Raw genomic sequence first — 22,018 nt, forward strand, 5'->3', positions numbered from 1 at the left:
GCGCTTTCCGCTGGGTAGTCAGTAAAGCGTAGTCAGCTTTGTCCCACCCTGTTCGAAGTCAGCCGTTACTTGATGTAAAGCTGAGTCGAGAGCGTGTTGCGCGGAGCGTTGATCGAGGTGTTGCTGAAGCTGAAGGTGCCTTCCTGTTTGCCGGCCAGATCGAAGGTATAGAGAGAACCGACGGTTTTGCTGCCAGGCGTGCATTCAGTGAGGTTGCCATTATCGAAGGCACACACCGGGCCTCGAGTGCCGTTGACCTCGAAGCCATCCAGAGTCACGTGCGGCTGGTTCTGGCCATAGCCGACTTCCAGCACGTAGACCTTGATGTTCGGCCCGCTGTGATTGCACTGGGTCTGCGGCTGGTTATCGGCAATATCTTCCAGACCGCAGGACGGTGACTGCACTTTGATCACCTTCACCTCGCTCAACGGCGGTGCCGATGCCGCGAACACCGGGACTGCCGTCAGCAGTGCTGCAATCCATCCGAAAATCCTGATCCCGCCGTTGCCCATGCCTGCCCACTCCAAAAAATCAGCGCGCAGTATGGCGCAGTTGTCGGCTGCGCAAAACTTCGCCGACGATCGACACCAACATCCGCCAAATTCCTCACGCGGCTGGTATGATGCGCGGCTTTTTCCGGCCCACGACAATTTTCCAGGCGCTTGCGACGGTCTGTGCTTTGCTGTTGAGGTCGATACATTCACGGCGCCACGCGCGCCACGGGGAGCAGACATGCTGGAAAGGCTGTTTCAACTCAAGGCACACAACACCAACGTGCGCACCGAAATTCTCGCGGGCGTCACGACTTTCCTGGCCATGGCTTACATTCTGTTCGTCAACCCGAGCATCCTCGGCGAGACCGGCATGGACAAGGGCGCGATCTTCGTCGCCACCTGTCTGGCGGCCGCCATCGGCTCGACCGTGATGGGCCTGATTGCCAACTACCCGATCGCCCTCGCTCCGGGCATGGGCCTGAATGCCTTCTTTACCTACACCGTGGTTCTGCACATGGGCCACACTTGGCAGGTGGCGCTGGGTGCGGTGTTCATTTCCGCCGTGCTGTTCTTTCTGCTGTCGATCTTCCGCATCCGTGAATGGATCATCAACGCCATCCCGCTGCCACTGCGCTCGGCGATCGCCGCCGGTATCGGCCTGTTCCTGGCACTCATCGCCCTGCACAATGCCGGCATCGTGGTCAGCAACCCGGCAACCATGGTCGGCCTCGGCGATCTGACCAAGCCGGCGCCGATTCTCGCCACCGTCGGTTTCGCCGTGATCGTCGCCCTTGAAGCATTGAAAGTGCGCGGCGCGGTGCTGATCGGCATCCTCGCGGTGACCATCGCCTCGATCGCGCTGAACGTCACCAAGTTCGGCGGCATCCTGTCGATGCCGCCGTCGCTGGCGCCGACCTTCCTGCAACTGGACATCAAAGGTGCACTGGACATCGGTCTGGTCAGCGTGATTTTCGCCTTCCTGTTCGTCGACCTGTTCGACAACTCCGGGACCCTGATCGGCGTTGCCAAGCGCGCCGGCCTGATGGGCAAGGACGGCCACATGCCGAAAATGGGCCGCGCGCTGATCGCCGACAGTACGGCGGCCATGGCCGGTTCGCTGCTGGGCACTTCGACCACCACCAGTTACATCGAATCCGCGGCCGGCGTCAGTGCCGGTGGCCGCACCGGCCTGACCGCCATCGTCGTGGCGATCCTGTTCCTGCTGGCGCTGTTCTTCTCGCCACTGGCGGCCAGCGTTCCGGCCTTCGCCACTGCGCCAGCGCTGCTGTTCGTCGCCGTGTTGATGACTTCCGGCCTTGCGGAAATAGACTGGGATGACATCACCGTCGCCGCGCCGGTCGTGGTCACCGCGCTGGCCATGCCGTTCACCTATTCGATCGCCAACGGCATCGCCTTCGGCTTCATCGCCTGGACCGCCATCAAGCTGCTGTCCGGCCGCGCCCGCGAGCTGAACCCGGCACTGGTGATCCTGTCGATTCTGTTTGTGATCAAGTTGGGTTGGTTCAACGCATGACTTTCGATTCCCAAGCCTACTCCGAACAACTCGACGCCAAGGTCACGCGCTTGCGTGAGCTGCTGGCGCCGTTCGATGCACCCGCACCGACGGTGTTTGATTCGCCGCTGCAGAACTTCCGCCTGCGCGCCGAATTCCGCCTCTGGCGCGAGGGCGGCGAACGGCATTACGCGATGTTCTCTCAGGATGACAAACGTACGCCGATCCTTATCGAAGAATTCCCGATTGCCAGTCTGCGCATCAACCGGTTGATGCCGCAGTTGAAGGCTGCGTGGCAGGCCAGTTCGGCGCTGAGCCACAAGCTGTTCCAGGTCGAATTCCTGACCACGCTGGCCGGCGACGCGATGATCACCCTGTGCTATCACCGTCCGCTGGATGAGCACTGGCACGCGGCGGCGACTCAGTTGTCAGCCGATCTAGGTGTGAGCATCATCGGCCGCTCCAAAGGCAAACGTGAAGTACTCGGCCAGGACTATGTCGTCGAGAAACTCGAAGTCGGCGGTCGCACCTTCAGCTATCGCCAGCCCGAAGGCGCGTTCACCCAGCCCAACGGCACGGTGAACCAGAAGATGCTCAATTGGGCATACGAAGCGCTCGGCGATCGCCGCGACGATCTGCTGGAGCTGTACTGCGGCAACGGCAACTTCACCCTGCCGCTGGCCACCCGCGTGCGCAAAGTGCTCGCTACCGAAATCAGCAAGACTTCGGTCAACGCGGCCCTGAGCAACCTCAGCGAAAACGCTGTGGATAACGTCACCCTGGTGCGTTTGTCCGCCGAGGAACTGACCGAAGCGCTCAACGAAGTGCGCCCGTTCCGCCGCCTGCACGGCATCGATCTGAAGAGCTATGAATTCGGCAGCGTCTTCGTCGACCCACCGCGCGCCGGCATGGACCCGGACACCTGCGAACTGACCCGGCGTTTCGACAACATCCTCTACATCTCCTGCAACCCGGAGACCCTGGCCGCCAACATCGCCCAGTTGCATGACACCCACCGCATTACCAAGTGCGCATTGTTCGACCAATTCCCGTGGACCCATCACATGGAATCCGGTGTGCTGCTGACCCGGCGTTGATTGCGGGTAGCGGATACGGAAAAGCCGTCGTGATTGACGGCTTTTTTGTGGGTGCTCAAAAAGATCGCAGCCTTCGGCAGCTCCTACAGATAACCGCGTTCCACATGTAGGCGCTGCCGAAGGCTACGATCTTTTGATCTGTGCGATCACCGAACATAAAACGCCCGTGGCATTTCTGTTCAATTGACCGATGTAACCATCTAGTACATTTTATCTCCACAGGCTGAAACCTATCGGCCCATGCCAAAAACAATAAGTGGAGTTACCCCAATGTCCCCTATCGTTCTGGTGCTCAACGGCCCGAACCTGAACCTGCTCGGCACCCGAGAGCCGGCGACTTATGGTCATGAAACCCTGGCGGACATTTCCGCGCTGTGTGGTCGCGCGGCTGACGAGTTTGGCCTGACCGTAGAGTTTCGCCAGACCAATCATGAAGGCGAGCTGCTCGACTGGATTCACGCGGCGCGCGGTCGTTGCGCCGGGATCGTGATCAACCCGGCGGCGTGGACACATACGTCGGTAGCGATTCGCGATGCCTTGGTCGCCAGCGAGCTGCCAGTGATTGAAGTGCATCTGTCCAACGTCCATGCCCGTGAGCCGTTCCGTCATCATTCGTTTGTTTCGGGCATTGCCACGGCGGTGATGTGCGGGTTCGGCAGCCATGGTTATCGCTTGGCGCTGGAACATTTCAGTCAGCGGTTGCGGGGGTGAAGGCCATGTCACGTTCCAGAGTGATACTCGCCGGGCTGATCGGCGCCGGGATTCAGGCTTCGCGCACGCCGGCACTGCATGAGCACGAAGGTGATGCGCAGGGCTTGCGTTATCTGTACCAGCTCATCGACCTCGATCAGTTGCGCCTCGACAGCGCAGCTCTGCCCGACCTGCTGCAAGCGGCCGAGCGGATGCATTACACCGGGCTGAACATCACGTTTCCGTGCAAGCAGGCAATCATCCCGCTGCTCGACGAATTGTCGCCGGAAGCCCGCGGTATCGGTGCAGTGAACACTGTGGTGCTGAAGGACGGCAAGCGTGTCGGCCACAACACCGATTGCCTCGGTTTCGCCGAGGGTTTCCGCCGGGGTCTGACGGACGCTGCCCGCGAACGAGTAGTCCAGATGGGCGCTGGTGGGGCAGGCGCGGCGGTGGCCCATGCGCTGCTCAGTGAAGGCGTACGGCAATTGACGATTTTTGATGTCGATCGCGAGCGTGCCGAGAGCCTGGCAAACAATCTCAATCAACATTTTGGCGCCGGTCGCGCGCAGGCCGGACGGGATTTGCCCTCGGCGCTGGCGCAGGCCGACGGCCTGGTCAACACCACGCCGATGGGCATGGCCAAGCTGCCAGGTACACCGGTGCCGGCCGGGTTGCTGCGCAAGGCAATGTGGGTCGCAGAGATTGTGTATTTCCCGCTGGAAACCGAACTGCTGCGCGACGCCCGGGCTCTGGGTTGCCGCACGCTGGATGGCGGCAACATGGCGGTGTTTCAGGCGGTGAAGGCGTTCGAATTGTTCAGCGGCGTGGTGCCGGATGCGCAGCGCATGCTTGAGCATTTTCAGTGCATGGATGGTTGAACATCAAAGCCGCCCCTGTGGGAGCGAGCCTGCTCGCGAAGGCGTCGATTCAGTCAACGAACAGGGCGACTGACACACCGCTTTCGCGAGCAGGCTCGCTCCCACAGACAGATCGGGTCAGGCCTGCAAGTAGCGCAACACCGATTCGCAGATCATCTCGCGGTGACGCTGCTTGATGGTTTCGTCCGGCAGGTCGATCTGGAAGATTTCCCCCAGCGTGTGGCGGTTCGACACGCGATAGAAGCAGAACGAACTGATCAGCAGGTGCACGTCCAGCGCATCGATGCCACGCCGGAACAAACCTTCGTCCGCCCCCCGTTGCAGAATCCCGCCCAAGGTGTCGAGGATCGTATTGTTCAGCGCCTTGATCGCATCGGAACGCTTCACGTACTCGGCGTTGTGGATATTTTCGATGCTGACGATGCGCACGAAATCGACGTTGCGGTCGTGGTGATCGAAGGTGAATTCCACCAGTCGACGGATCGCCAGTTCAGGCGGCAGTTCGTCCAGATGCAGGCGGTTTTCCGTGCTGCGAATATCGCCGTAAAGCTTCTCCAGCACCTCGACGTACAACTGCTCTTTACTGCCGAAGTAGTAATAGATCATGCGCTTGGAGGTGTGGATGCGCTCGGCGATCGCGTCGACGCGGGCGCCGGACAAACCCTGCTGGACGAACTCGACGATCGCCTCCTGGAGGATGTTTTCGCGGGTCTTTTCCGGGTTGTTCTTGCGACTCTTGCGCGGCACTGCGTCGGACTCGACAGCAGCGGCGGAAAGTTCTGAATTCATGGTCATCGCGGGCTCACGGCCATCACTGCACAAGCTGGCGATTATGGGCCGCGCGGGACAGTGAAGGAAGCCGCGCAGCCTGTGTTTAATCCCGCGTTTACGAATTCCCTACAACTTCGCCTGACGCACCGCGCCGCTGCGGGATTTGGCCATTGCCGCCAGCCTTACTGCAACGTTCGCCGCGCCATACCCGGCGTAACCGTTCTTGCGCTGGATGATTTCGAAGAAGAAACGCCCTTCGAACGGCTCGGTGTAGACGTGAAACAACTCGCCGCCCTGAGCGTCACGGTCGTAAAGCACGTTGTAATAGGCGAGTTCGCTGAGAAATTCATCGTCGAAATCGAAGCGTGCCGCAAGATCGTCGTAGTAGTTCAGCGGGATGTCCAGCAGCGGCACGCCGGCCTCTTTGGCGCGACTGACCTGGGCGAAGATGTCGTCACAATCGAAAGCGATGTGATGCACGCCGGAGCCGCGATAACTCGACAACGCGTGGGAGATCGCGGTGTTGCGATTCTCGGAGATGTTCAGCGGCAAACGGATCGAACTGTCGCGGCTGCGCAGTGCGCGGCTCTTCACCAGGCCGTACGGATCGGGCAGCACCACTTCGTCGTCGGCCTCGAAATCCAGCAGGCTCTTGTAGAACAGCACCCAACTGTCGAGGCTGTCGGCCGGCAGCGCCATGGCCATGTGATCGATACGCTTCAGACCGCCGCCGGTCTGCGCGTCCGGCAACAGATTGAAATCGGTGCCGTAAACGTCGGCGTCCTCATCGACCAGATAAATCAGGCTGCCGTCCGGTGCACGCACCGCCGCCAGCTCCAGTTCATTCGGCCCGACCAGGCCGCGATAAGGCTGCCCTTTATAAGCGACCGCGCGGGCCAGCGCGCTGGCGCTGTCCTTGACTCGCACCGCAGTGGCGCATAGCGACGGACCGTGGGCTTCGAAAAAGCTGTGGGCAAACGAATACGGCTCGGAGTTGAGGATCAGGTTGATATCGCCCTGACGCAGCAGGCTGACACTTTTCGAGCGATGCTGCCCGGCCTTGGCAAAGCCGAGACGTTGCAGCCAGTGACTGAGCTTCGCGCCCAGCGCTTCGTCGACGGCAAATTCGAGAAACTCAACGCCGTTGTATTCGCTGGCCTGCGGCGTTTCGAAAAGAATTTCGCGGTTGGCCACCGGCGGCGCTTCCTGCTCGAGACGCTGGCGGGTTTTCTCTTCCAGATACAGCAGCGAACGCAAACCGTCGGCGGCATTGGCCCGTGGCGGCGCGGCGCGGAATCCGTCGTTGAAAATCTCCAGCGACAACGGCCCGCTATAGCCGCTCTTGATGATCGGCGCGAGAAAACCCGGCAGATCGAATTCGCCCTGCCCCGGGAAACAGCGGAAATGCCGGCTCCACTCCAGCACATCCATTTGCAGAATCGGCGCGTCGGCCATTTGCACGAAGAAGATCTTGTCGCCGGGAATCTCGGCGATCGCACTGGGATCGCCCTTCAGCGACAACGTGTGGAAACTGTCGAGCAGCACGCCGAGGTTCGGGTGATCAGCCTGACGGACGATGTCCCACACCTGTTGATAAGTATTGACGTGACGACCCCAGGCCAGCGCTTCGTAACCGATACGCAAGCCACGGGCGCCGGCGTGCTCGGCCAGCAGTCGCAGATCATCGACAAGAATCTGTTGATCGCCGAGGCTGTCGGCAGAAGCGTTACTGCAGACCAGCACCAGGTCGGTGCCGAGCTCCTGCATCAGGTCGAACTTGCGCTCGGCGCGCTCCAGGTTGCGCGCCAGACGATCGCGGCGGCAGCCTTCGAAATCACGGAAGGGCTGAAACAGGGTGATGGCGATGCCGAGATCGGCGCACATCTGTCTAATTTCCCGGGGACTGCCGTCGTAGTACAGGAGGTCGTTTTCGAAAATCTCCACACCGTCGAACCCGGCGGCGGCAATGGCTTCGAGTTTTTCCGGCAGGGTGCCGCTCAAGGAAACGGTGGCAATGGAACGCTGCATGTTTCAACTCCCGGACTGCGCCGCTTTTGTGTAGGAGCTGCCGAAGGCTGCGATCTTTTGATGTTGCTTTTCAGATCAAGATCAAAAGATCGCAGCCTTCGGCAGCTCCTACAAGGGAATGGTTTTTTATAGTGAGGGAAATTATTGGCTGCATCCCTGCGCGCAGCAATTTAAAGTGTACTACCCGGTTAGTTTTGCGTGCGATTATCGAACACTAAGGCGATTTGGCGAATTGACGATTTTTTGTTCACTGCCCAACATCGGTTGCACATCGAGTCCGGCCACTAACCACCGGACAAGGTGTTCGGCCGTAAAGAACACCAAATAACAAATCCAAAAACGGGTGGAACACATGATTCCTTCACAGACTTCCCGCATGGCTCCGGCCATGAGCACTGCCACGGGTGGCATTGGTGACAAGATCCGCGGCGCCATGGCCGTCGGCAAAACCCGCTGGGGCATGCTGGCGCTGGTGTTTTTTGCCACCACCCTCAACTACATCGACCGCGCCGCGCTCGGCGTCATGCAGCCGATCCTCGCCAAGGAAATGAGCTGGACGGCGATGGACTACGCCAACATCAACTTCTGGTTCCAGGTCGGCTATGCGATCGGCTTTGTCCTGCAAGGACGGCTGATCGACCGCGTCGGCGTCAAGCGCGTTTTCTTCTGCGCCGTGCTGCTCTGGAGCCTGGCCACCGGCGCCCACGGCCTGGCGACCTCGGCGGTCGGCTTCATGGTCTGCCGCTTCATCCTCGGCCTCACCGAAGCGGCCAATTACCCGGCCTGCGTGAAAACCACGCGCCTTTGGTTCCCGGCCGGCGAGCGTGCAGTGGCTACCGGCATCTTCAACGCCGGCACCAACGTCGGCGCGATGTTCACGCCGATGCTGCTGCCACTGGTCCTGCATGTGTGGGGCTGGCAAGCGGCGTTCCTGTGCATGGCCGCGCTCGGCGGCATCTGGCTGCTGTTCTGGGGCTTGAAGTATTTCAATCCGGAAGACCACCCGACGGTGAAACAGTCGGAGCTCGAATACATCCAGCAGGAAGTCGAACCGGAACAGGCCCGCTTGCCGTTCAGCAGGATCCTGCGCATGCGCGGCACCTGGGCCTTCGCCCTCGCCTACTCGCTGACCGCGCCGGTGTTCTGGTTCTATCTGTACTGGCTGCCGCCGTTTCTCAACCAGCAATACAACCTCGGCATCAACGTGACGCAGATGGGTATTCCGCTGATCATCATCTACGTCACGGCTGACTTCGGCAGTGTCGGCGGCGGGATTCTGTCTTCGTTCCTGATCGGTCGCGGCATGAATTCGATCAAGGCGCGGTTGCTGTCGATGTTGCTGTTTGCCTGCTGCATCATCGGCGTGGTCATGGCTGCCGGCTCGGCGAATCTGTGGGTTGCCGTCGCCGCGATCTCGCTGGCGATCGGCGCGCATCAGGCCTGGACCGCGAACATCTGGAGCCTGGTAATGGACTACACGCCCAAGCACATGATGAGCACGGTGTTCGGCTTCGGCGGCATGTGCGCGGCGATCGGCGGGATGTTCATGACCCAAATCGTCGGCCACATCCTCACCGTTACCAACAACAACTACACGGTGCTGTTCACGCTGATTCCGGCGATGTACTTCCTCGCACTGACGTGGATGTACTTCATGGCACCGCGCAAGATTCCGACCGTCACCGAATAACCTGCCTGCATCGCCCCTGTAGGAGCTGCGGAACGCTGCGATCTTTTGATCTTGCTGTTTAAGATCAAAAGATCGCAGCCTCGTTTCACTCGTCAGCTCCTACAAGGGATCTTTGCTCCCCCTCAGCGCCGGCTCTGCTGCCACGCCGCCGCCAATCCGCTGCAGCAGATCACCGCAATACCAATCACCGTCAACCCGCTCGGCGTGTGATTGAACAGCAGCCAGCCCAACAACCCGGCAAAGACGATCTGGCAATAGCCGAACGGCGCCAGCAAGGCCGGGGCTGCATGGCGGAAGGCCTGGGTCAGAAACAGATGCGCTGTCATCCCGCAGCTGCCAAGCGCCAGCATCAGCGCGGCGTGCGTCAACGTCGGCACTTGCCAGAAGAACGGCACCAGCGCGCTCATCACCAGGGTATTGCACAGGCCAGCGAAGAAGTTGCTGGTGGTCGGGCTGTCCACTTCGGCGAGCTTGCGCGTCAGCAGTTGGTAGAAGCAGAAAAACAGCGCCGAACAGAACGGCAGCAAGATCGCCGGAGTGAACAGTTCGCCGCCCGGGTGGACGATGATCAGCACGCCGATGAAACCGCAGATCACCGCGATCCATTGCCCGCGCGTCACCCGTTCCTTGAGCAGCGGCACCGACAACGCGGTGACCAATACCGGTGCAAGAAAGTTGACCGCGGTGGCTTCCGCCAGCGGGATGTACAGCAGCGCCGTGGTGAAAAACAGGCTGGTGCCGAGCAGGCACAGTGCGCGTGCTAGCTGCCATAACGGTTTTTTGGTGCGCAGCACACGCAAGCCAGACTGCGGCAGGAAAATCCCCGCCATCAACAAGGTGTGCACCACATAGCGCGCCCACACCACCATCACGATCGGATAAAAACCGGAGAGGTATTTCGACAGCGCGTCATGACTGGAAAACAGGAACGTCGCCACGACAATCAGCAAGATCCCCTTGAAGGGCTGGTTGACACCGGAGAGCGGGGTGCTGACGGTCATTGGCAATCTCTGAAAAATACCCGGGCGAGCGTTCGCGCTGGCGGCAATCGGTGTGGCAATCATAGTCGGCAGAGCTTTCAGCAACCGCACAGGTTGCAACTTTCTTCGCCGGGAAACCGCCGTTGAGCAGAACCAAGAGGCAAGATTCCCGCCACTTCCGCGCCCGGCAAGTCTGCAACATCACAGACTGCCGTCGAAACAGCCGGTTCATGAATTCGGCGGAAGAAGTTCCGCTCGGGATTGAATTCACGGCCCTCTCGACCGTCAATACCAGGCCCGCACCATGCGGGCGCGCGTGAATGGACGGACGACCGGACTGGCGCCACACTCACACAACGGCAACACTCATCACCTGACTCATTACCCGCAATAAAGAGGATTCCCACATGCTATGGAAAAAAGGCCGACGCAGTGACAACGTCGTCGACGCCCGGGGTGATGATGCCGGCGGTGGCGGCGGCATGCGCTTCGGTGGCGGCAAGGGCCTGAGCCTGACCGCCATCGTGCTGATTGTCGGCATCGGCTGGCTCACCGGCCAGGACCCGCTGCAGATTCTCGGCCAACTGACCGGGCAGATGGAGCAGCCGGCGCCCACCTCGCAAACCCGCCAGGCGCCACCGGCCAATGATGAACAGGCCGAGTTCGTCCGCTCGATCCTCGGCGACACCGAAGACACCTGGGGTCCGATCTTCCAGCAGGCCGGACGCCAATACAAAGACCCGACGCTGGTGCTGTTCAGCAACCGGGTTAACTCGGCGTGCGGCATGGCCACTTCGGCCACCGGCCCGTTCTATTGCCCGGCCGACCAAAAGGTTTATCTGGACATGGCCTTCTTCCAGGAAATGTCGCAGCGCTTCAAAGCCGCCGGGGATTTCGCTCAGGCCTACGTGATCGCGCACGAAGTCGGCCACCATGTGCAAACGCTGCTCGGCGTCTCGGCGAAGATGCAGACAGCGCGCCAGCAAGGTCGGCAAATGGAAGGCGACGGCGGCCTGCTGGTTCGTCAGGAACTGCAAGCCGACTGCCTCGCTGGCGTCTGGGCGTACAACGCGCAGAAACGCCTGAACTGGCTGGAGCCCGGCGACATCGAAGAAGCCTTGAACGCCGCCAATGCCATCGGTGATGATCGCCTGCAACAACAGGGTCAGGGCCGCGTGGTGCCGGACTCGTTTACCCACGGTACGTCGGCGCAAAGGGTGCGCTGGTTCAAAACCGGATTCGCGCAAGGCCAGGTAAGCCAGTGCGACACCTTCGCGGCGAAAACCCTGTAAATGCATAAATGGCTTGTGGCGTTACTGTTCATCGCCGGCACCGCGCAAGCGGCCGGCGTCGATGCGATCAGCCCCGGTCGCCTGCAACTCAAGGCCGGGGAAATGGCGGTGGGCATCGGCCCGGCGCCGGAGAAGATCGAGCGCGTGCTGATCGTCATTCACGGTCGCCTGCGCAACGCCGAGACCTATCGCAAAAGCGCGGAAAGCGCCGCCGAACTCGCCGGGCAGACCGCACACACGCTGGTGATCGCTCCGCAGTTTCTCAATGAAAGCGACGTCACCCTGTATTCCTTGCCGCCGACGGTGCTGCGCTGGCAGGGCAACGAGTGGATGGGCGGCGGCTTGTCCACCGGGCCGAATCCGCTGAGTTCCTATGCTGCGCTGGATGAAATCGTTGCGCGGGTCAGCGACCGCAAACAGTTTCCGGACGTGAAGCAGATCGTGATCTTCGGCCACTCCGGCGGTGGTCAGGTGGTGCAGCGCTACGCCTTGCTGGCAAAGGATCAGCCGGCGCTCAAGGCCAACGGCATTCGCTTGCGCTATGTGGTGGCCAATCCTTCGTCTTATGCGTACTTCAACGAGCAGCGGCCGGTGGCGTTCGATCACGGGCAATGCCCGGGTTTCAATCGCTGGAAATACGGACTGGCGGACATGCCGGTGTATGCAGGCGGGCAAACGCCGTTGCAGGTTGAAAGCAGCTACGTCAAACGCGAGGTGATATATCTGATCGGCCAGCAGGATGTCGACCCGGAACATCCGGCCTTGGACAAGAGCTGCGCGGCGGAGGCCCAAGGGGCTTACCGCTTGATGCGCGGCAAGCTGTATTTCGGCTATCTGCTGCGCCGGCATCCTGAGGGGGTCAATCAGCGGCTGATCGAAGTGCCCGGGGTCGGGCATGACGGGGATGGCATGCTGACTTCGGCGGAGGGGCAGAAGGCTTTGTTTGATCAGTGAGTTGTTTGGTGAATCTACCGGCCTCTTCGCGAGCAGGCTCGCTCCCACATTTGGAATGAATGCCACATTTGGAATGCATTCCCCTGTGGGAGCGAGCCTGCTCGCGAAGGCGTCCGATCAGACAACCTGGTTTTCAGGCTGACAGCATCCGCCGCAACTCAACACAATCCTTCGCATGCCAATCGGTCAACTCCGGCCACGGGTTATCCGGCAGATTCACCAACACCGTCCGCGCCCCCGCCGCTCGTCCGCAATCCAGATCAAAGCGGTAATCGCCGACCATCACCAGGTCACTCGCTCGCACTTGCCAGGCTTCGGCCAGTTTCAGCAAACCGCCGGGATGCGGCTTTGGCGGCGCTTCGTCGCGCCCCAGCACATCCTCGACCGCAAAGCAGTCGGCCAACCCGATCGCCTCCAGCGTGACATGCGCCAGCTCCCGCGCATTGCGCGTGAGAATGCCGAGGCGATAACCGCGTGCGTGCAGGTCACGCACCAGCTCCACCGCGCCGGTGGCCGGGGTCGAGCCCAGCGCCAGATCGCGTTCATGTTCGAGCAACCACGCATGCTTGGCCGCTGCTTCATCCGCTGGCAATGCGGCGAGATGGCTGAGGATGTCGTCCTCCGGCGGAATCGCCAGCGCCACGCGAATAGCCGCGAAATCATGCACGGCCACGGTCAGCGTGCCGTCCATGTCGAACACCCAATGACGAACCTCGGTGAGGCTCATGCCCAGTCCTTGCGATGGCGAATCAGGCCTTCCTGAGTCACCGAAGCGAGCAGTTGCCCGGCGCGGTTGAATACGCTGCCACGAGAAAAGCCGCGCGAATTGCCGGCCCACGGGCTGTCCATCGCGTAGAGCAACCAGTCATCGGCGCGTAGATCGTTGTGGAACCACAGCGCGTGATCGAGGCTGGCCACCTGCATGTCTTTCTGCCAGACCGACTTGCCATGGGGCAACATCGACGTGGTCAGCAGGCCGAAGTCCGAGGCGTAGGCCAGCAGATATTTGTGCAGCGCCGGAATGTCGGCCAGTGCGCCGTCGGCGCGGAACCACACGTACTTCACCGGATCGGCCGGTTGCGGGTTGTACGGGTCTTTTTCGGTGACCGGGCGTACTTCGATCGGTTTCGGGCACAGCAGCTTTTCGCGCATGTGCTCGGGGATCAGGTGCGCGCGCTGCTGGGTCAATTCCAGTTCCGAGGGCAGGTTTTCCGGGCCGACCACCACGGGCATCTGGCCCTGATGCTCGAAGCCTTGCTCGTCGTACTGGAACGAAGCGCTGCAAGTGAAGATCGGGTGGCCCTTCTGGATCGCCGTGACGCGGCGGGTGCTGAAGCTGCCGCCATCACGCACGCGATCAACCGAATACACCACCGGCAACTTGGCATCGCCCGGGCGCAGGAAATAACCGTGCAGCGAGTGCACGTGGCGCGCTTCTTCCACCGTCTGACTGGCCGCCGACAGCGACTGGCCGAGCACCTGACCGCCGAACAACTGGCGGAACCCCAGATCCTGGCTGCGGCCACGGAACAGGTTTTCTTCGATCGGCTCCAGGGTCAGCAGATCGACCAGATCTTCCAGCACTTGGCTCATTCAGACTCTCCTCACACAAAGCAATGGCCGCGCAGTCTTGGCTGCGGCGGACGATTCAGGTTCTGGCACGGGCCAAATACGATGGCGGCCATTGTAAACGTCCGTGTCGGCTTATTCATGCAAGGTTTGCAGCCATTGTTCGCGGCTGATGCGATACAGGACATGTCGGCGCAACGGGTGATCGAGCGCAAGCTTTGGGTGATCGAAATCGTCCTGCGGATCGTGGTGCATGCCGATCGCCTGCATGACCTTCTCCGACTGAGCATTCTGCTCGGCGGTGAACGAGACGATTTCCTCCAGTTTCAAGCGGTCGAAGCCGGCGCGCAGAGCGGTCCACGCCGCTTCACTGGCGTAGCCCAGGCCCCAATGCTCCTTGGCCAGACGCCAGCCGATCTCCACCGCCGGGGTGAACGGCGCATCGAAGCCGACCACGCCGAGCCCGGTGAAACCTATGAACTGGCCCGTGTCCTTGCGCTCCAGCGCCCACAGGCCGAAGCCGTGCTCGGCAAAATGCCCGCGCACGCGGCCGATCAGCGCGGCACTTTCCAGCCGGGTCAACGGCGCCGGAAAATAGCGCATCACCTGCGGATCGGCGCACATCGCCGCGAATGTCGGCAAATCCTCGTCCTGCCACTGCCGCATCAACAACCGCGCGCTTTGCAGCTCCAGTATCGGCTCCATCGTCCCCTCCATTTCCATGCCGTTGAGTCTACATCGCTGGTAGGATCGTTCACTCTTTCACAGGTTCTGCGCGAAACAAGCCATGCCCTTGCCGTTGATCTATCACGAAGACTACAGCCCCGAGTTTCCTGCGGATCACCGCTTTCCCATGGACAAGTTTCGTCTGTTGCGCGATCACCTGGTCGACAGCGGCCTGACCCGCGACGCCGACCTGCTGCGCCCGCAGATCTGCCCAAACGACATCCTCGCCCTCGCCCATGACCGCAGCTATATCGAACGCTACATGAGCGGCGAGTTGTCCCGCGAAGACCAACGGCGCCTCGGCCTGCCGTGGAACGAGGCGCTGGCGCGGCGCACCGTACGTGCGGTGGGCGGTTCGATCCTGGCGGCAGAGAAAGCCCTTGAGCATGGCCTGGCCTGTCATCTGGCCGGCGGCACCCATCACGCCCATTACGATTACCCCGCCGGGTTCTGCATCTTCAATGACCTGGCGATCATCAGCCAGTACCTGTTGCAGAGCGGCCGGGTCAATCGCGTGCTGATTTTCGATTGCGACGTGCATCAGGGCGACGGCACCGCGCGGATTCTGCACGACACACCAGAGGCGATTACCGTTTCCCTGCACTGCGAGAAGAATTTTCCCGCACGCAAAGCCGAAAGCGACTGGGACATTCCGCTGCCCAAGGGTATGGGCGATGCCGATTATTTGACCGTCGTCGATGACACGCTCAACTACCTGTTGCCGCTGTATCAACCGGATCTGGTGCTTTATGACGCCGGCGTCGATGTGCACAAGGACGATGCCCTCGGTTATCTGCAATTGACCGACGCGGGTGTAGCCGCGCGCGATGAACGGGTGATGCGCCATTGCCTGGGCCGCGACATCCCGGTGGTCGGGGTGATCGGCGGCGGCTACAGCAAGGACCGCCACGCCCTCGCCCGCCGCCACGGCATTCTTCATCACAGCGCGCAACGGGTCTGGGATTCACACGGCTGTCACTGAAACATGCTGCGTTACCCACAATCGCTGTGGAACTGCCTGTGGATAACCTGCGCGAAAGGGACTGCAGGCCATGCTGGGCATGGGGGACAGCGCACTGTTTATTTTTTAACCACACCCGAAACACACCGCAGTCCCTGTGGGAGCGAGCCTGCTCGCGAAAGCGTCAGCACCCACAACATCCAATTAACTGACCCACCGCCTTCGCGAGCAGGCTCGCTCCCACATGGGGTCTTCAACATGGGGTCTCCCATAGGGTTCAGCGCTGTTAGAATGCGCGCCTTGTCCCGCCATACCGCAGCGCATGCCCATGACCCAGAGTTCCGTCCCCGCCAACACCCACGTCGCCATCATTGGCGGTGGCCCCGCCGGCCTGATGGCCGCCGAAGTGCTGAGTCAGGCCGGAATCCGCGTCGACCTTTATGACGGCATGCCCTCGGTCGGGCGCAAATTCCTGCTGGCCGGGGTCGGCGGCATGAACATCACCCACTCCGAAGCCTACCCGGCGTTCCTCGCGCGCTACGCCGAACGCGCAGCGCAGATCGCCCCGCTGCTGCGCGCGTTCGATGCCGATGCGCTATGCCAGTGGATTCATGAACTGGGCATCGAAACCTTCATCGGCAGCTCCGGCCGCGTATTCCCCACCGACATGAAAGCCGCCCCGCTGCTGCGCGCCTGGCTCAAACGCCTGCGCGACAGCGGCGTGGTTATCCACACCCGCCATCGCTGGCTCGGCTGGGACGCCGACGGCGCGCTGCGCATCGCCAGCGCGGAAGGCGAAATCAGCGTAAACCCCGACGCCACCCTCCTCGCCCTCGGCGGCGGCAGTTGGTCGCGGCTGGGCTCGGATGGCGCGTGGATGTTGCCGCTGGAGCAGCGCGGCGTGGATTTGGCGCCGTTGCAGCCAAGCAATTGCGGCTTCGAGGTGCAAGCCTGGAGCGAGCTGATGGTGAGCAAATTCGCCGGCGCGCCGCTGAAAAACATCGCCATCGGCTTGAACGACGATATCCCGCGTCTGGGCGAATGCGTGATTACCGCAACCGGGATTGAAGGCAGTCTGATCTACGCCCTGTCGGCGCCGATTCGCGAAGAGATCAATCGCTATGGCGCAGCGGTTATCCACATCGACCTGCTGCCCGGCCGGCCTGTGGATAAATTGCACACGGCGCTGAGCAAACCACGCGGCTCGCGCTCAATGGCCAAGCATCTGCACAGTCAGGTGGGGATTGATGGAGTCAAAGCGGCGTTGTTGCGCGAGTTGACCGATGCCGAAACGTTCGCCGATCCGGCGCGCTTGGCGCTAGCGATCAAGGCATTGCCGCTGACCCTGGTGAAAACCCGTCCGCTGGACGAAGCGATCAGCAGTGCCGGTGGCGTGCGGTTCGAAGCGATGGATGAGCGATTGATGCTCAAGGTGTTGCCGGGGGTGTTTTGTGCCGGCGAGATGCTTGATTGGGAAGCGCCGACCGGAGGGTATTTGCTCACCGGGTGTTTTGCCAGCGGGCGCGCGGCGGGGATTGGCATTCTGGAATGGTTACGGCGCGGGAACTGAGTCGCCCCTGCCCCTCACCCCAGCCCTCTCCCCAAGGAGAGGGAGCCGACCGAGGTGTCTGGCGTCATGCATCGACCTGAACAATCTTGTCGATTATGGATTCACAACTGATATATCAGGTCGGCGTAACTCACAAGCATCCCCCAATCAGTCCCCTCTCCCTCCGGGAGAGGGAGCCGACCGAGGTGTCTGGCGTCATGCATCGACCTGAACGATCTTGTCGATTATGGATTCACAACTGATATATCAGGTCGGCGTAACTCACAAGCATCCCCCAATCAGTCCCCCTCTCCCTCCGGGAGAGGGAGCCGACCGAGGTGTCTGACGTCATGCATCGACCTGAGTGATCGTGTCGATTATGGATTCACAACTGATATATCAGGTCGGCGTAACTCACAAGCATCCCCCAATCAGTCCCCTCTCCCTCCGGGCGGTCCGACGTTTCGGGAGAGGGTTAGGGTGAGGGGCTTTTGATTTTTGATCTCAAGGCTTGCGCTTGCGCGGCCCGGTATTGAACACCGGCACTTTGCGCACTGGCTTGATCGATGGCTCCGGTGCCGAGGTCTCGCCGCTGTCGACCCACTTGCCCAGATTGCGTTTTCCACCGCCACCACCCGACGCTTTCGGCTTCTTCGGTTTCTTCGGCTTCTTGATCACCTGACCGCTGGCATCGGTGTCCGGCACGCGGTGCTCGGGTTCGAAGTCCGGTTCGTTCTGGCGCTTCAATGTCTGCCGCGTCAGCATCTCGATCGCCGAGAGCATGTTCACTTCATCGGCACACACCAGCGAGATCGCCTCACCGGTAGCACCCGCGCGGCCAGTGCGGCCGATGCGGTGAATGTAATCCTCGGCGACGATCGGCAGATCGAAGTTGACCACCAGCGGCAGATCTTCGATGTCCAGACCACGGGCGGCAACGTCGGTCGCGACCAGAATCTGTACTTCGCTGAGCTTGAAACGGTCCAGTGCGCGCTGGCGGGTTGCCTGCGGTTTGTCGCCATGGATGCCGTCAGCATTCACACCGAGGCCCTGAAGTTTTTCCACCAGCGCATCGACGCCGTTGCGGGTCTTGGCGAACACCAGCACCTGCTTCCACTTGTTCTTGCGCATCAGGTGCACGAACAGTTCGGCCTTGCGCTTTTTGTCCACGGTCACGATCCACTGCTTGACCGTGTTGGCAGCGACGTTGCGCGGGCTGACTTCGACGCTCAGCGGATCGTTGAGCATCTGCCCGGCAAGCAGGCGGATGTCATCGGAGAAGGTCGCGGAGAACAACAGGGTCTGGCGCTTTTTCGGCAGCATGCGGTAGATATTCGCCAGTTCTTCGGAGAAGCCCAGATCGAGCATGCGATCGGCTTCATCCAGCACCAGCGTTTGCAGCTGATCCAGTTTCAGCGCGTTCTGACGGAACAGGTCGATCAAGCGACCGGGCGTCGCCACCAGCACATCGACGCCGCCGCGCAGCTTCATCATCTGTGGGTTGATGCTGACACCGCCGTACACCGCATAAGTGCGCAGTGGCAGGTTTTCCGCATACTGGCGCACGGCTTCGTGGACCTGTTCGGCCAACTCGCGGGTCGGCACCAGAATCAGCGCACGCGCCGAGTTGGCGTTGACTTTCGGCCCTTGCATGGCCAGCAACTGCAGCAGCGGCAAGGCGAAACCGGCGGTTTTGCCGGTGCCGGTCTGGGCTGCTGCCATCAGGTCGCGACCGGCCAGCACCGCCGGAATGGCTTGCGCCTGCACCGGCGTCGGGGTCTGGTAGCCGAGCGTCTCGAGGGAGCGCAGCAAGGGTTCGATCAGGCCAAGGGAGGCGAAAGTCATGGGAGTACCGTAGGAAAAAATCACGCGGGGATGCAATGCCGCGCAGTTTACCCTAATTCGTACGCGCTTCCGTCGGAACGGCTTTCGCCTCCTCCACCGGTGGCTGCGCCGGTCGACGCCACTGCGGCAGGCTGATCAGCAGCACAGCGCTGATGATCACCAGCATCGCCAGCGCTTCTTCGATACCGATGGTCTCGCCAACAAACACCACGCCGAGCAACACCGCCACCGCCGGGTTTACGTAGGCATAACTGGTCGCCGCCGCCGGGCGCACGTGCTTGAGCAAATACATGTAGGAATTGAAAGCGATGATCGAGCCAAAGAAAATCAGATAGGCCAGCGCCAACCAACCCTCGATCGGCGGCATGGCTTGCAGGTGCTCGCCGCTCAGCGCGCTGCCGATCAGCAAGACCACGCCGCCAACGAGCATTTCCACCGCACTGGCCATCGCCCCCTGCGGCAACGGCAGGTATTTGCTCCACACCGAACCGAACGCCCAGCTCGCTGCGGCGAAGATCAGCAACACCGCGCCGAGCGGACTCGATTGCAAATTGGAACCCATGTTGAGCATGGCAATACCGATAATCCCCAGCGCGACCCCGGCCCATTCCAGACGGGTATTGCGCGCGCCCCAGAAATAGCCGAACAACAAGGTGAACAGTGGCACCGTCGCCACCGCCAGCGCCGCAACGCCCGAAGCCACGCCGGTGTGCTCGGCGACGCTGACCGCGCCATTACCGAAACTGAGCAGCAGAATGCCGACCAGCCCCGCCGCTTTCCACTGCGCCCAGGTTGGCGCCGGAGCCCCGCGCCAGCGCAGCCAGGCGTACATCAAGCTGCCAGCAATGACGAAACGCACCCCGGCCAGCAACAGCGGCGGCCAGTATTCGACGCCGATGCGGATCACCAGATAGGTCGACCCCCAAATCACGTACAGCGCAAAAAACGCAGCGATCAACGGCAGGGAAAAACGGCGCAAGGCAGGCATGGGCAGCTCGACAGTCAGATTTCGGTGGACGGTTTATTCTAGAAAGGCTGTCAGGCGAAAATAAGTTACAAAACCTGTTTATCGCGCCGGTACACTTTTGAAATCACGGAGATCGTCGGGTTAAACCACGATTTCGAAAGTCCGCCCATTTCAGGAGTTCGCCTTGGACAAATACGACCGCATGCTGCTCAGCGCCCTGCTGGAAAACGGCCGCGCGTCCTACGCCGACCTGGCGCGCAAGGTTAACCTCTCCGCCCCCGCCGTCGCCGAGCGCGTGGCCAAACTTGAAGCGGCCGGGGTGATCACCGGGTATCAGGCAAAAATCGACCTGGCGAAAATCGGCCTGCCGATCCAGTGCGTGATCGAACTGCGCCTGAACCAGCACGGCAACCAGAAGACTTACGACGAACTGATCAAAATCCCGCAGATCACCGAATGCCACCGGGTCACCGGCGACCCGTGCGTGATCATGCAAGCGGCAGTGGCCTCGATGCCGGAGCTGGAAGAGTTGATCAATCGGGTGGCGAAATTCGGGTTCAGCAAGACGTCGATTGTGCTTTCAAGCGCAGTCGAAAAGCGTGTGCCATTGGGCCATATCGAAGGCAACGGCAAATCCTGACAACAATGATTCCCCCTGTGGGAGCGAGCCTGCTCGCGAAAACGGTGTATCAGACAACATCCATGTTGAATGAAAAACCGTATTCGCGAGCAGGCTCGCTCCCACAGGGGGTTTGTACTGGATTCGGGATCAGCGATAACGCTGCAGGTGTTCGCCCACTTTGGCGGCAGGGACTTTCTGCAATTTGCACAGCAGGTCGTGATTCAACTCGCGCACCCCGTGCTTGCCCCGCAACTCTTCCGCCAGATGCGCCATCAGATTGGCCGCCATCTCGGCGTCGGCCATGGCCCGGTGAGCCTGGCCCGTATGCGGCAGGCGCGCGAACGTGGTGAGCGTGCCGAGCTTGTGATTTGGCGCCGCCGGCATGAGGCGTCGCGCCAGTAGCAGCGAACAGGCGAAGTTCTGCAAGCGCGTGCGTTTGATTCGCCCCAGTTCGAAATCCCAGAACTTCTGATCGAACGAGGCGTTATGTGCCAGCAATGGCGTGCAGCCGACGAACTCGTTGACCTCTTCCATTACCCGCTCGGCGGGCGGCGCGGTGCGCAGCATGGCGTTGCTGATGCCGGTCAGTTGTTCGATGAACGCGGGGACGCGCACGCCGGCGTTCATCAGGCTCTGGTAACGCTCGACGATGCGGCCGTTTTCCAGCATGACCACGGCAATTTCCGTGGCGCGGCAGCTGCTGTTCGGCGACAGGCCGGTGGTTTCAAAGTCGATGACTGCAATGCGTTCCAAACCGGGGTGTACTCCGTTCAAATCTATTGTTCAGCTCAGCTCTTGAGCAGCAGTGCGCCTTCGATCGGCACGTAGCGGCTGGCGGCGCGGATCAGCGAGTTGGCGGTCAGGCCGGGTACGCCGTAGGCCACCGCTTGCACGCCGTGCTTGTTGATGATGCGCTCGAGCAACATGTCGAAATCGCCGTCACCGGAGGCCAGTACCACTTCGTCGACATGGTCGGCGGCGTCCATGATGTCGAGCGTAATGCCCACGTCCCAGTCGCCCTTGGCCGAGCCGTCGCTGCGCTGGATGTAGGGCTTGAGCTTCACCGTGAAACCGAGGTTGCGCAGGATCTGCTGGAACTGCTGCTGCTTGCTGTCGCCACGGTCGATCGCGTAAGCATAGGCCTCGACGATTTGCCCGTGCTTGCTGATGTCCGCCCAGAGTGCTGCGTAGTTGAAGTGGCAACCATAGGCCTGACGCACGGTGTAGTAGAGGTTCTGCACATCGGCGAACACTGCGATTTTTTTCACCGGAGTTCCTGTGAGCGCGCGAGCGCACGAAGCGGGGTCAGGCGATCAGGCCCGAAAAAGGCGCTCAGTATGCCAGTAAATAGCGGTGTGGCGAGGGAGCTTGCTCCCGCTGGACTGCGCA

Annotated in this window: 21 protein-coding genes; 10 read left to right on the forward strand and 11 right to left on the reverse strand. The window is 61.2% G+C overall.

Annotation, left to right across the window (positions count from 1 at the left end):
- Positions 1-65: 65 nt before the first annotated feature.
- On the reverse strand, positions 66-512 hold the full coding sequence (locus GXB78_RS19110; protein ID WP_329516583.1) for a DUF4879 domain-containing protein: 447 nt from the start codon (positions 510-512) through the stop codon (positions 66-68).
- 220 nt (positions 513-732) lie between these two features.
- Here GXB78_RS19110 and GXB78_RS19115 point away from each other — a divergent pair, with 220 nt between their 5' ends.
- The 4 genes from GXB78_RS19115 to GXB78_RS19130 all read left to right on the forward strand — a co-directional run bounded on the left by GXB78_RS19115 (position 733) and on the right by GXB78_RS19130 (position 4,675).
- A complete protein-coding gene (locus GXB78_RS19115; protein ID WP_329516584.1) occupies positions 733-2,028 on the forward strand; it encodes an NCS2 family permease in 1,296 nt (431 codons plus the stop codon).
- Positions 2,025-3,104 (forward strand): tRNA (uridine(54)-C5)-methyltransferase TrmA, encoded by a 1,080-nt coding sequence (trmA, locus tag GXB78_RS19120; protein WP_329516585.1) that lies wholly within the window; start codon positions 2,025-2,027, stop codon positions 3,102-3,104. Before GXB78_RS19115 ends, trmA begins: the two co-directional genes overlap by 4 nt.
- A 270-nt stretch (positions 3,105-3,374) precedes the next feature.
- Positions 3,375-3,815 (forward strand): type II 3-dehydroquinate dehydratase, encoded by a 441-nt coding sequence (aroQ, locus tag GXB78_RS19125; RefSeq protein ID WP_042610534.1) that lies wholly within the window; start codon positions 3,375-3,377, stop codon positions 3,813-3,815.
- A gap of 5 nt (positions 3,816-3,820) precedes the next feature.
- The gene (locus GXB78_RS19130; RefSeq protein ID WP_329516586.1) at positions 3,821-4,675 is read left to right on the forward strand and encodes a shikimate dehydrogenase; all 855 of its coding nucleotides are present in this window, start codon (positions 3,821-3,823) and stop codon (positions 4,673-4,675) included.
- Positions 4,676-4,792: 117 nt separating this feature from the next.
- Here the strand turns inward: GXB78_RS19130 and GXB78_RS19135 are convergent, their stop codons facing one another.
- Together GXB78_RS19135 and quiC are read right to left on the reverse strand one after the other, a co-directional pair.
- Entirely contained in the window at positions 4,793-5,470 is a 678-nt protein-coding gene (locus tag GXB78_RS19135; RefSeq protein ID WP_042610536.1) for a TetR/AcrR family transcriptional regulator, read from the reverse strand.
- A 102-nt stretch (positions 5,471-5,572) separates the two neighbouring features.
- Entirely contained in the window at positions 5,573-7,474 is a 1,902-nt protein-coding gene (gene quiC, locus GXB78_RS19140; protein WP_329516587.1) for a 3-dehydroshikimate dehydratase QuiC, read from the reverse strand.
- A 352-nt stretch (positions 7,475-7,826) separates the two neighbouring features.
- Here quiC and GXB78_RS19145 point away from each other — a divergent pair, with 352 nt between their 5' ends.
- On the forward strand, positions 7,827-9,164 hold the full coding sequence (locus GXB78_RS19145) for an MFS transporter (protein ID WP_329516588.1): 1,338 nt from the start codon (positions 7,827-7,829) through the stop codon (positions 9,162-9,164).
- A 122-nt stretch (positions 9,165-9,286) separates the two neighbouring features.
- Here the strand turns inward: GXB78_RS19145 and GXB78_RS19150 are convergent, their stop codons facing one another.
- Positions 9,287-10,165, reverse strand: a complete 879-nt coding sequence (locus GXB78_RS19150) for a DMT family transporter (RefSeq protein ID WP_101160797.1) — start codon at positions 10,163-10,165, stop codon at positions 9,287-9,289.
- 386 nt (positions 10,166-10,551) lie between these two features.
- Between GXB78_RS19150 and ypfJ the strand changes: the two genes are divergently transcribed.
- Positions 10,552-11,436, forward strand: a complete 885-nt coding sequence (ypfJ, locus tag GXB78_RS19155) for a KPN_02809 family neutral zinc metallopeptidase (protein ID WP_056790569.1) — start codon at positions 10,552-10,554, stop codon at positions 11,434-11,436.
- Positions 11,437-12,390, forward strand: a complete 954-nt coding sequence (locus GXB78_RS19160) for an alpha/beta hydrolase family protein (RefSeq protein WP_329516589.1) — start codon at positions 11,437-11,439, stop codon at positions 12,388-12,390.
- A 133-nt stretch (positions 12,391-12,523) separates the two neighbouring features.
- Here GXB78_RS19160 and GXB78_RS19165 read toward each other — a convergent pair whose 3' ends face one another.
- From GXB78_RS19165 to GXB78_RS19175, 3 genes are all read right to left on the reverse strand, one after another.
- Entirely contained in the window at positions 12,524-13,117 is a 594-nt protein-coding gene (locus GXB78_RS19165) for an HAD family hydrolase (protein ID WP_329516590.1), read from the reverse strand.
- A complete protein-coding gene (gene tesB / locus GXB78_RS19170) occupies positions 13,114-13,983 on the reverse strand; it encodes an acyl-CoA thioesterase II (RefSeq protein ID WP_329516591.1) in 870 nt (289 codons plus the stop codon). Before tesB ends, GXB78_RS19165 begins: the two co-directional genes overlap by 4 nt.
- A 111-nt stretch (positions 13,984-14,094) precedes the next feature.
- Positions 14,095-14,664: a GNAT family N-acetyltransferase gene (locus GXB78_RS19175; RefSeq protein WP_329516592.1), complete on the reverse strand. Its 570-nt coding sequence runs from the start codon at positions 14,662-14,664 to the stop codon at positions 14,095-14,097.
- Between the two features lie 82 nt (positions 14,665-14,746).
- Here GXB78_RS19175 and GXB78_RS19180 point away from each other — a divergent pair, with 82 nt between their 5' ends.
- Positions 14,747-15,667, forward strand: a complete 921-nt coding sequence (locus GXB78_RS19180) for a histone deacetylase family protein (RefSeq protein WP_329516593.1) — start codon at positions 14,747-14,749, stop codon at positions 15,665-15,667.
- 307 nt (positions 15,668-15,974) lie between these two features.
- Positions 15,975-17,216 (forward strand): TIGR03862 family flavoprotein, encoded by a 1,242-nt coding sequence (locus GXB78_RS19185; protein WP_329516594.1) that lies wholly within the window; start codon positions 15,975-15,977, stop codon positions 17,214-17,216.
- Positions 17,217-17,699: 483 nt separating this feature from the next.
- Here GXB78_RS19185 and GXB78_RS19190 read toward each other — a convergent pair whose 3' ends face one another.
- Both GXB78_RS19190 and yedA read right to left on the reverse strand, forming a co-directional pair.
- On the reverse strand, positions 17,700-19,040 hold the full coding sequence (locus GXB78_RS19190; RefSeq protein ID WP_329516595.1) for a DEAD/DEAH box helicase: 1,341 nt from the start codon (positions 19,038-19,040) through the stop codon (positions 17,700-17,702).
- Positions 19,041-19,092: 52 nt separating this feature from the next.
- The gene (gene yedA / locus GXB78_RS19195; protein WP_329516596.1) at positions 19,093-20,028 is read right to left on the reverse strand and encodes a drug/metabolite exporter YedA; all 936 of its coding nucleotides are present in this window, start codon (positions 20,026-20,028) and stop codon (positions 19,093-19,095) included.
- Positions 20,029-20,191: 163 nt separating this feature from the next.
- Between yedA and GXB78_RS19200 the strand changes: the two genes are divergently transcribed.
- Positions 20,192-20,647 carry an Lrp/AsnC family transcriptional regulator gene (locus GXB78_RS19200; protein ID WP_329516597.1) on the forward strand — a complete coding sequence of 152 codons (456 nt, stop codon included), beginning with the start codon at positions 20,192-20,194 and terminating at the stop codon, positions 20,645-20,647.
- 129 nt (positions 20,648-20,776) lie between these two features.
- Here GXB78_RS19200 and GXB78_RS19205 read toward each other — a convergent pair whose 3' ends face one another.
- Both GXB78_RS19205 and GXB78_RS19210 read right to left on the reverse strand, forming a co-directional pair.
- Complete coding sequence (locus tag GXB78_RS19205) at positions 20,777-21,382, reverse strand: 3'-5' exonuclease (protein ID WP_329516598.1); 606 nt, start codon at positions 21,380-21,382, stop codon at positions 20,777-20,779.
- A 35-nt stretch (positions 21,383-21,417) separates the two neighbouring features.
- The gene (locus GXB78_RS19210) at positions 21,418-21,897 is read right to left on the reverse strand and encodes a LabA-like NYN domain-containing protein (protein WP_329516599.1); all 480 of its coding nucleotides are present in this window, start codon (positions 21,895-21,897) and stop codon (positions 21,418-21,420) included.
- Positions 21,898-22,018 lie beyond the last annotated feature (121 nt).

The organism is Pseudomonas moraviensis subsp. stanleyae (genome assembly GCF_036283065.1).
Classification (GTDB): domain Bacteria; phylum Pseudomonadota; class Gammaproteobacteria; order Pseudomonadales; family Pseudomonadaceae; genus Aquipseudomonas; species Aquipseudomonas stanleyae.

Bases quoted from the DNA above. Each gene is read 5' to 3' on its own strand.
- GXB78_RS19110 (WP_329516583.1), bottom strand. From the start codon at position 512: ATGGGCAACGGCGGGATCAGGATTTTCGGATGGATTGCAGCACTGCTG.
- GXB78_RS19115 (WP_329516584.1), top strand. From the start codon at position 733: ATGCTGGAAAGGCTGTTTCAACTCAAGGCACACAACACCAACGTGCGC.
- trmA (WP_329516585.1), top strand. From the start codon at position 2,025: ATGACTTTCGATTCCCAAGCCTACTCCGAACAACTCGACGCCAAGGTC.
- aroQ (WP_042610534.1), top strand. From the start codon at position 3,375: ATGTCCCCTATCGTTCTGGTGCTCAACGGCCCGAACCTGAACCTGCTC.
- GXB78_RS19130 (WP_329516586.1), top strand. From the start codon at position 3,821: ATGTCACGTTCCAGAGTGATACTCGCCGGGCTGATCGGCGCCGGGATT.
- GXB78_RS19135 (WP_042610536.1), bottom strand. From the start codon at position 5,470: ATGACCATGAATTCAGAACTTTCCGCCGCTGCTGTCGAGTCCGACGCA.
- quiC (WP_329516587.1), bottom strand. From the start codon at position 7,474: ATGCAGCGTTCCATTGCCACCGTTTCCTTGAGCGGCACCCTGCCGGAA.
- GXB78_RS19145 (WP_329516588.1), top strand. From the start codon at position 7,827: ATGATTCCTTCACAGACTTCCCGCATGGCTCCGGCCATGAGCACTGCC.
- GXB78_RS19150 (WP_101160797.1), bottom strand. From the start codon at position 10,165: ATGACCGTCAGCACCCCGCTCTCCGGTGTCAACCAGCCCTTCAAGGGG.
- ypfJ (WP_056790569.1), top strand. From the start codon at position 10,552: ATGCTATGGAAAAAAGGCCGACGCAGTGACAACGTCGTCGACGCCCGG.
- GXB78_RS19160 (WP_329516589.1), top strand. From the start codon at position 11,437: ATGCATAAATGGCTTGTGGCGTTACTGTTCATCGCCGGCACCGCGCAA.
- GXB78_RS19165 (WP_329516590.1), bottom strand. From the start codon at position 13,117: ATGAGCCTCACCGAGGTTCGTCATTGGGTGTTCGACATGGACGGCACG.
- tesB (WP_329516591.1), bottom strand. From the start codon at position 13,983: ATGAGCCAAGTGCTGGAAGATCTGGTCGATCTGCTGACCCTGGAGCCG.
- GXB78_RS19175 (WP_329516592.1), bottom strand. From the start codon at position 14,664: ATGGAGCCGATACTGGAGCTGCAAAGCGCGCGGTTGTTGATGCGGCAG.
- GXB78_RS19180 (WP_329516593.1), top strand. From the start codon at position 14,747: ATGCCCTTGCCGTTGATCTATCACGAAGACTACAGCCCCGAGTTTCCT.
- GXB78_RS19185 (WP_329516594.1), top strand. From the start codon at position 15,975: ATGACCCAGAGTTCCGTCCCCGCCAACACCCACGTCGCCATCATTGGC.
- GXB78_RS19190 (WP_329516595.1), bottom strand. From the start codon at position 19,040: ATGACTTTCGCCTCCCTTGGCCTGATCGAACCCTTGCTGCGCTCCCTC.
- yedA (WP_329516596.1), bottom strand. From the start codon at position 20,028: ATGCCTGCCTTGCGCCGTTTTTCCCTGCCGTTGATCGCTGCGTTTTTT.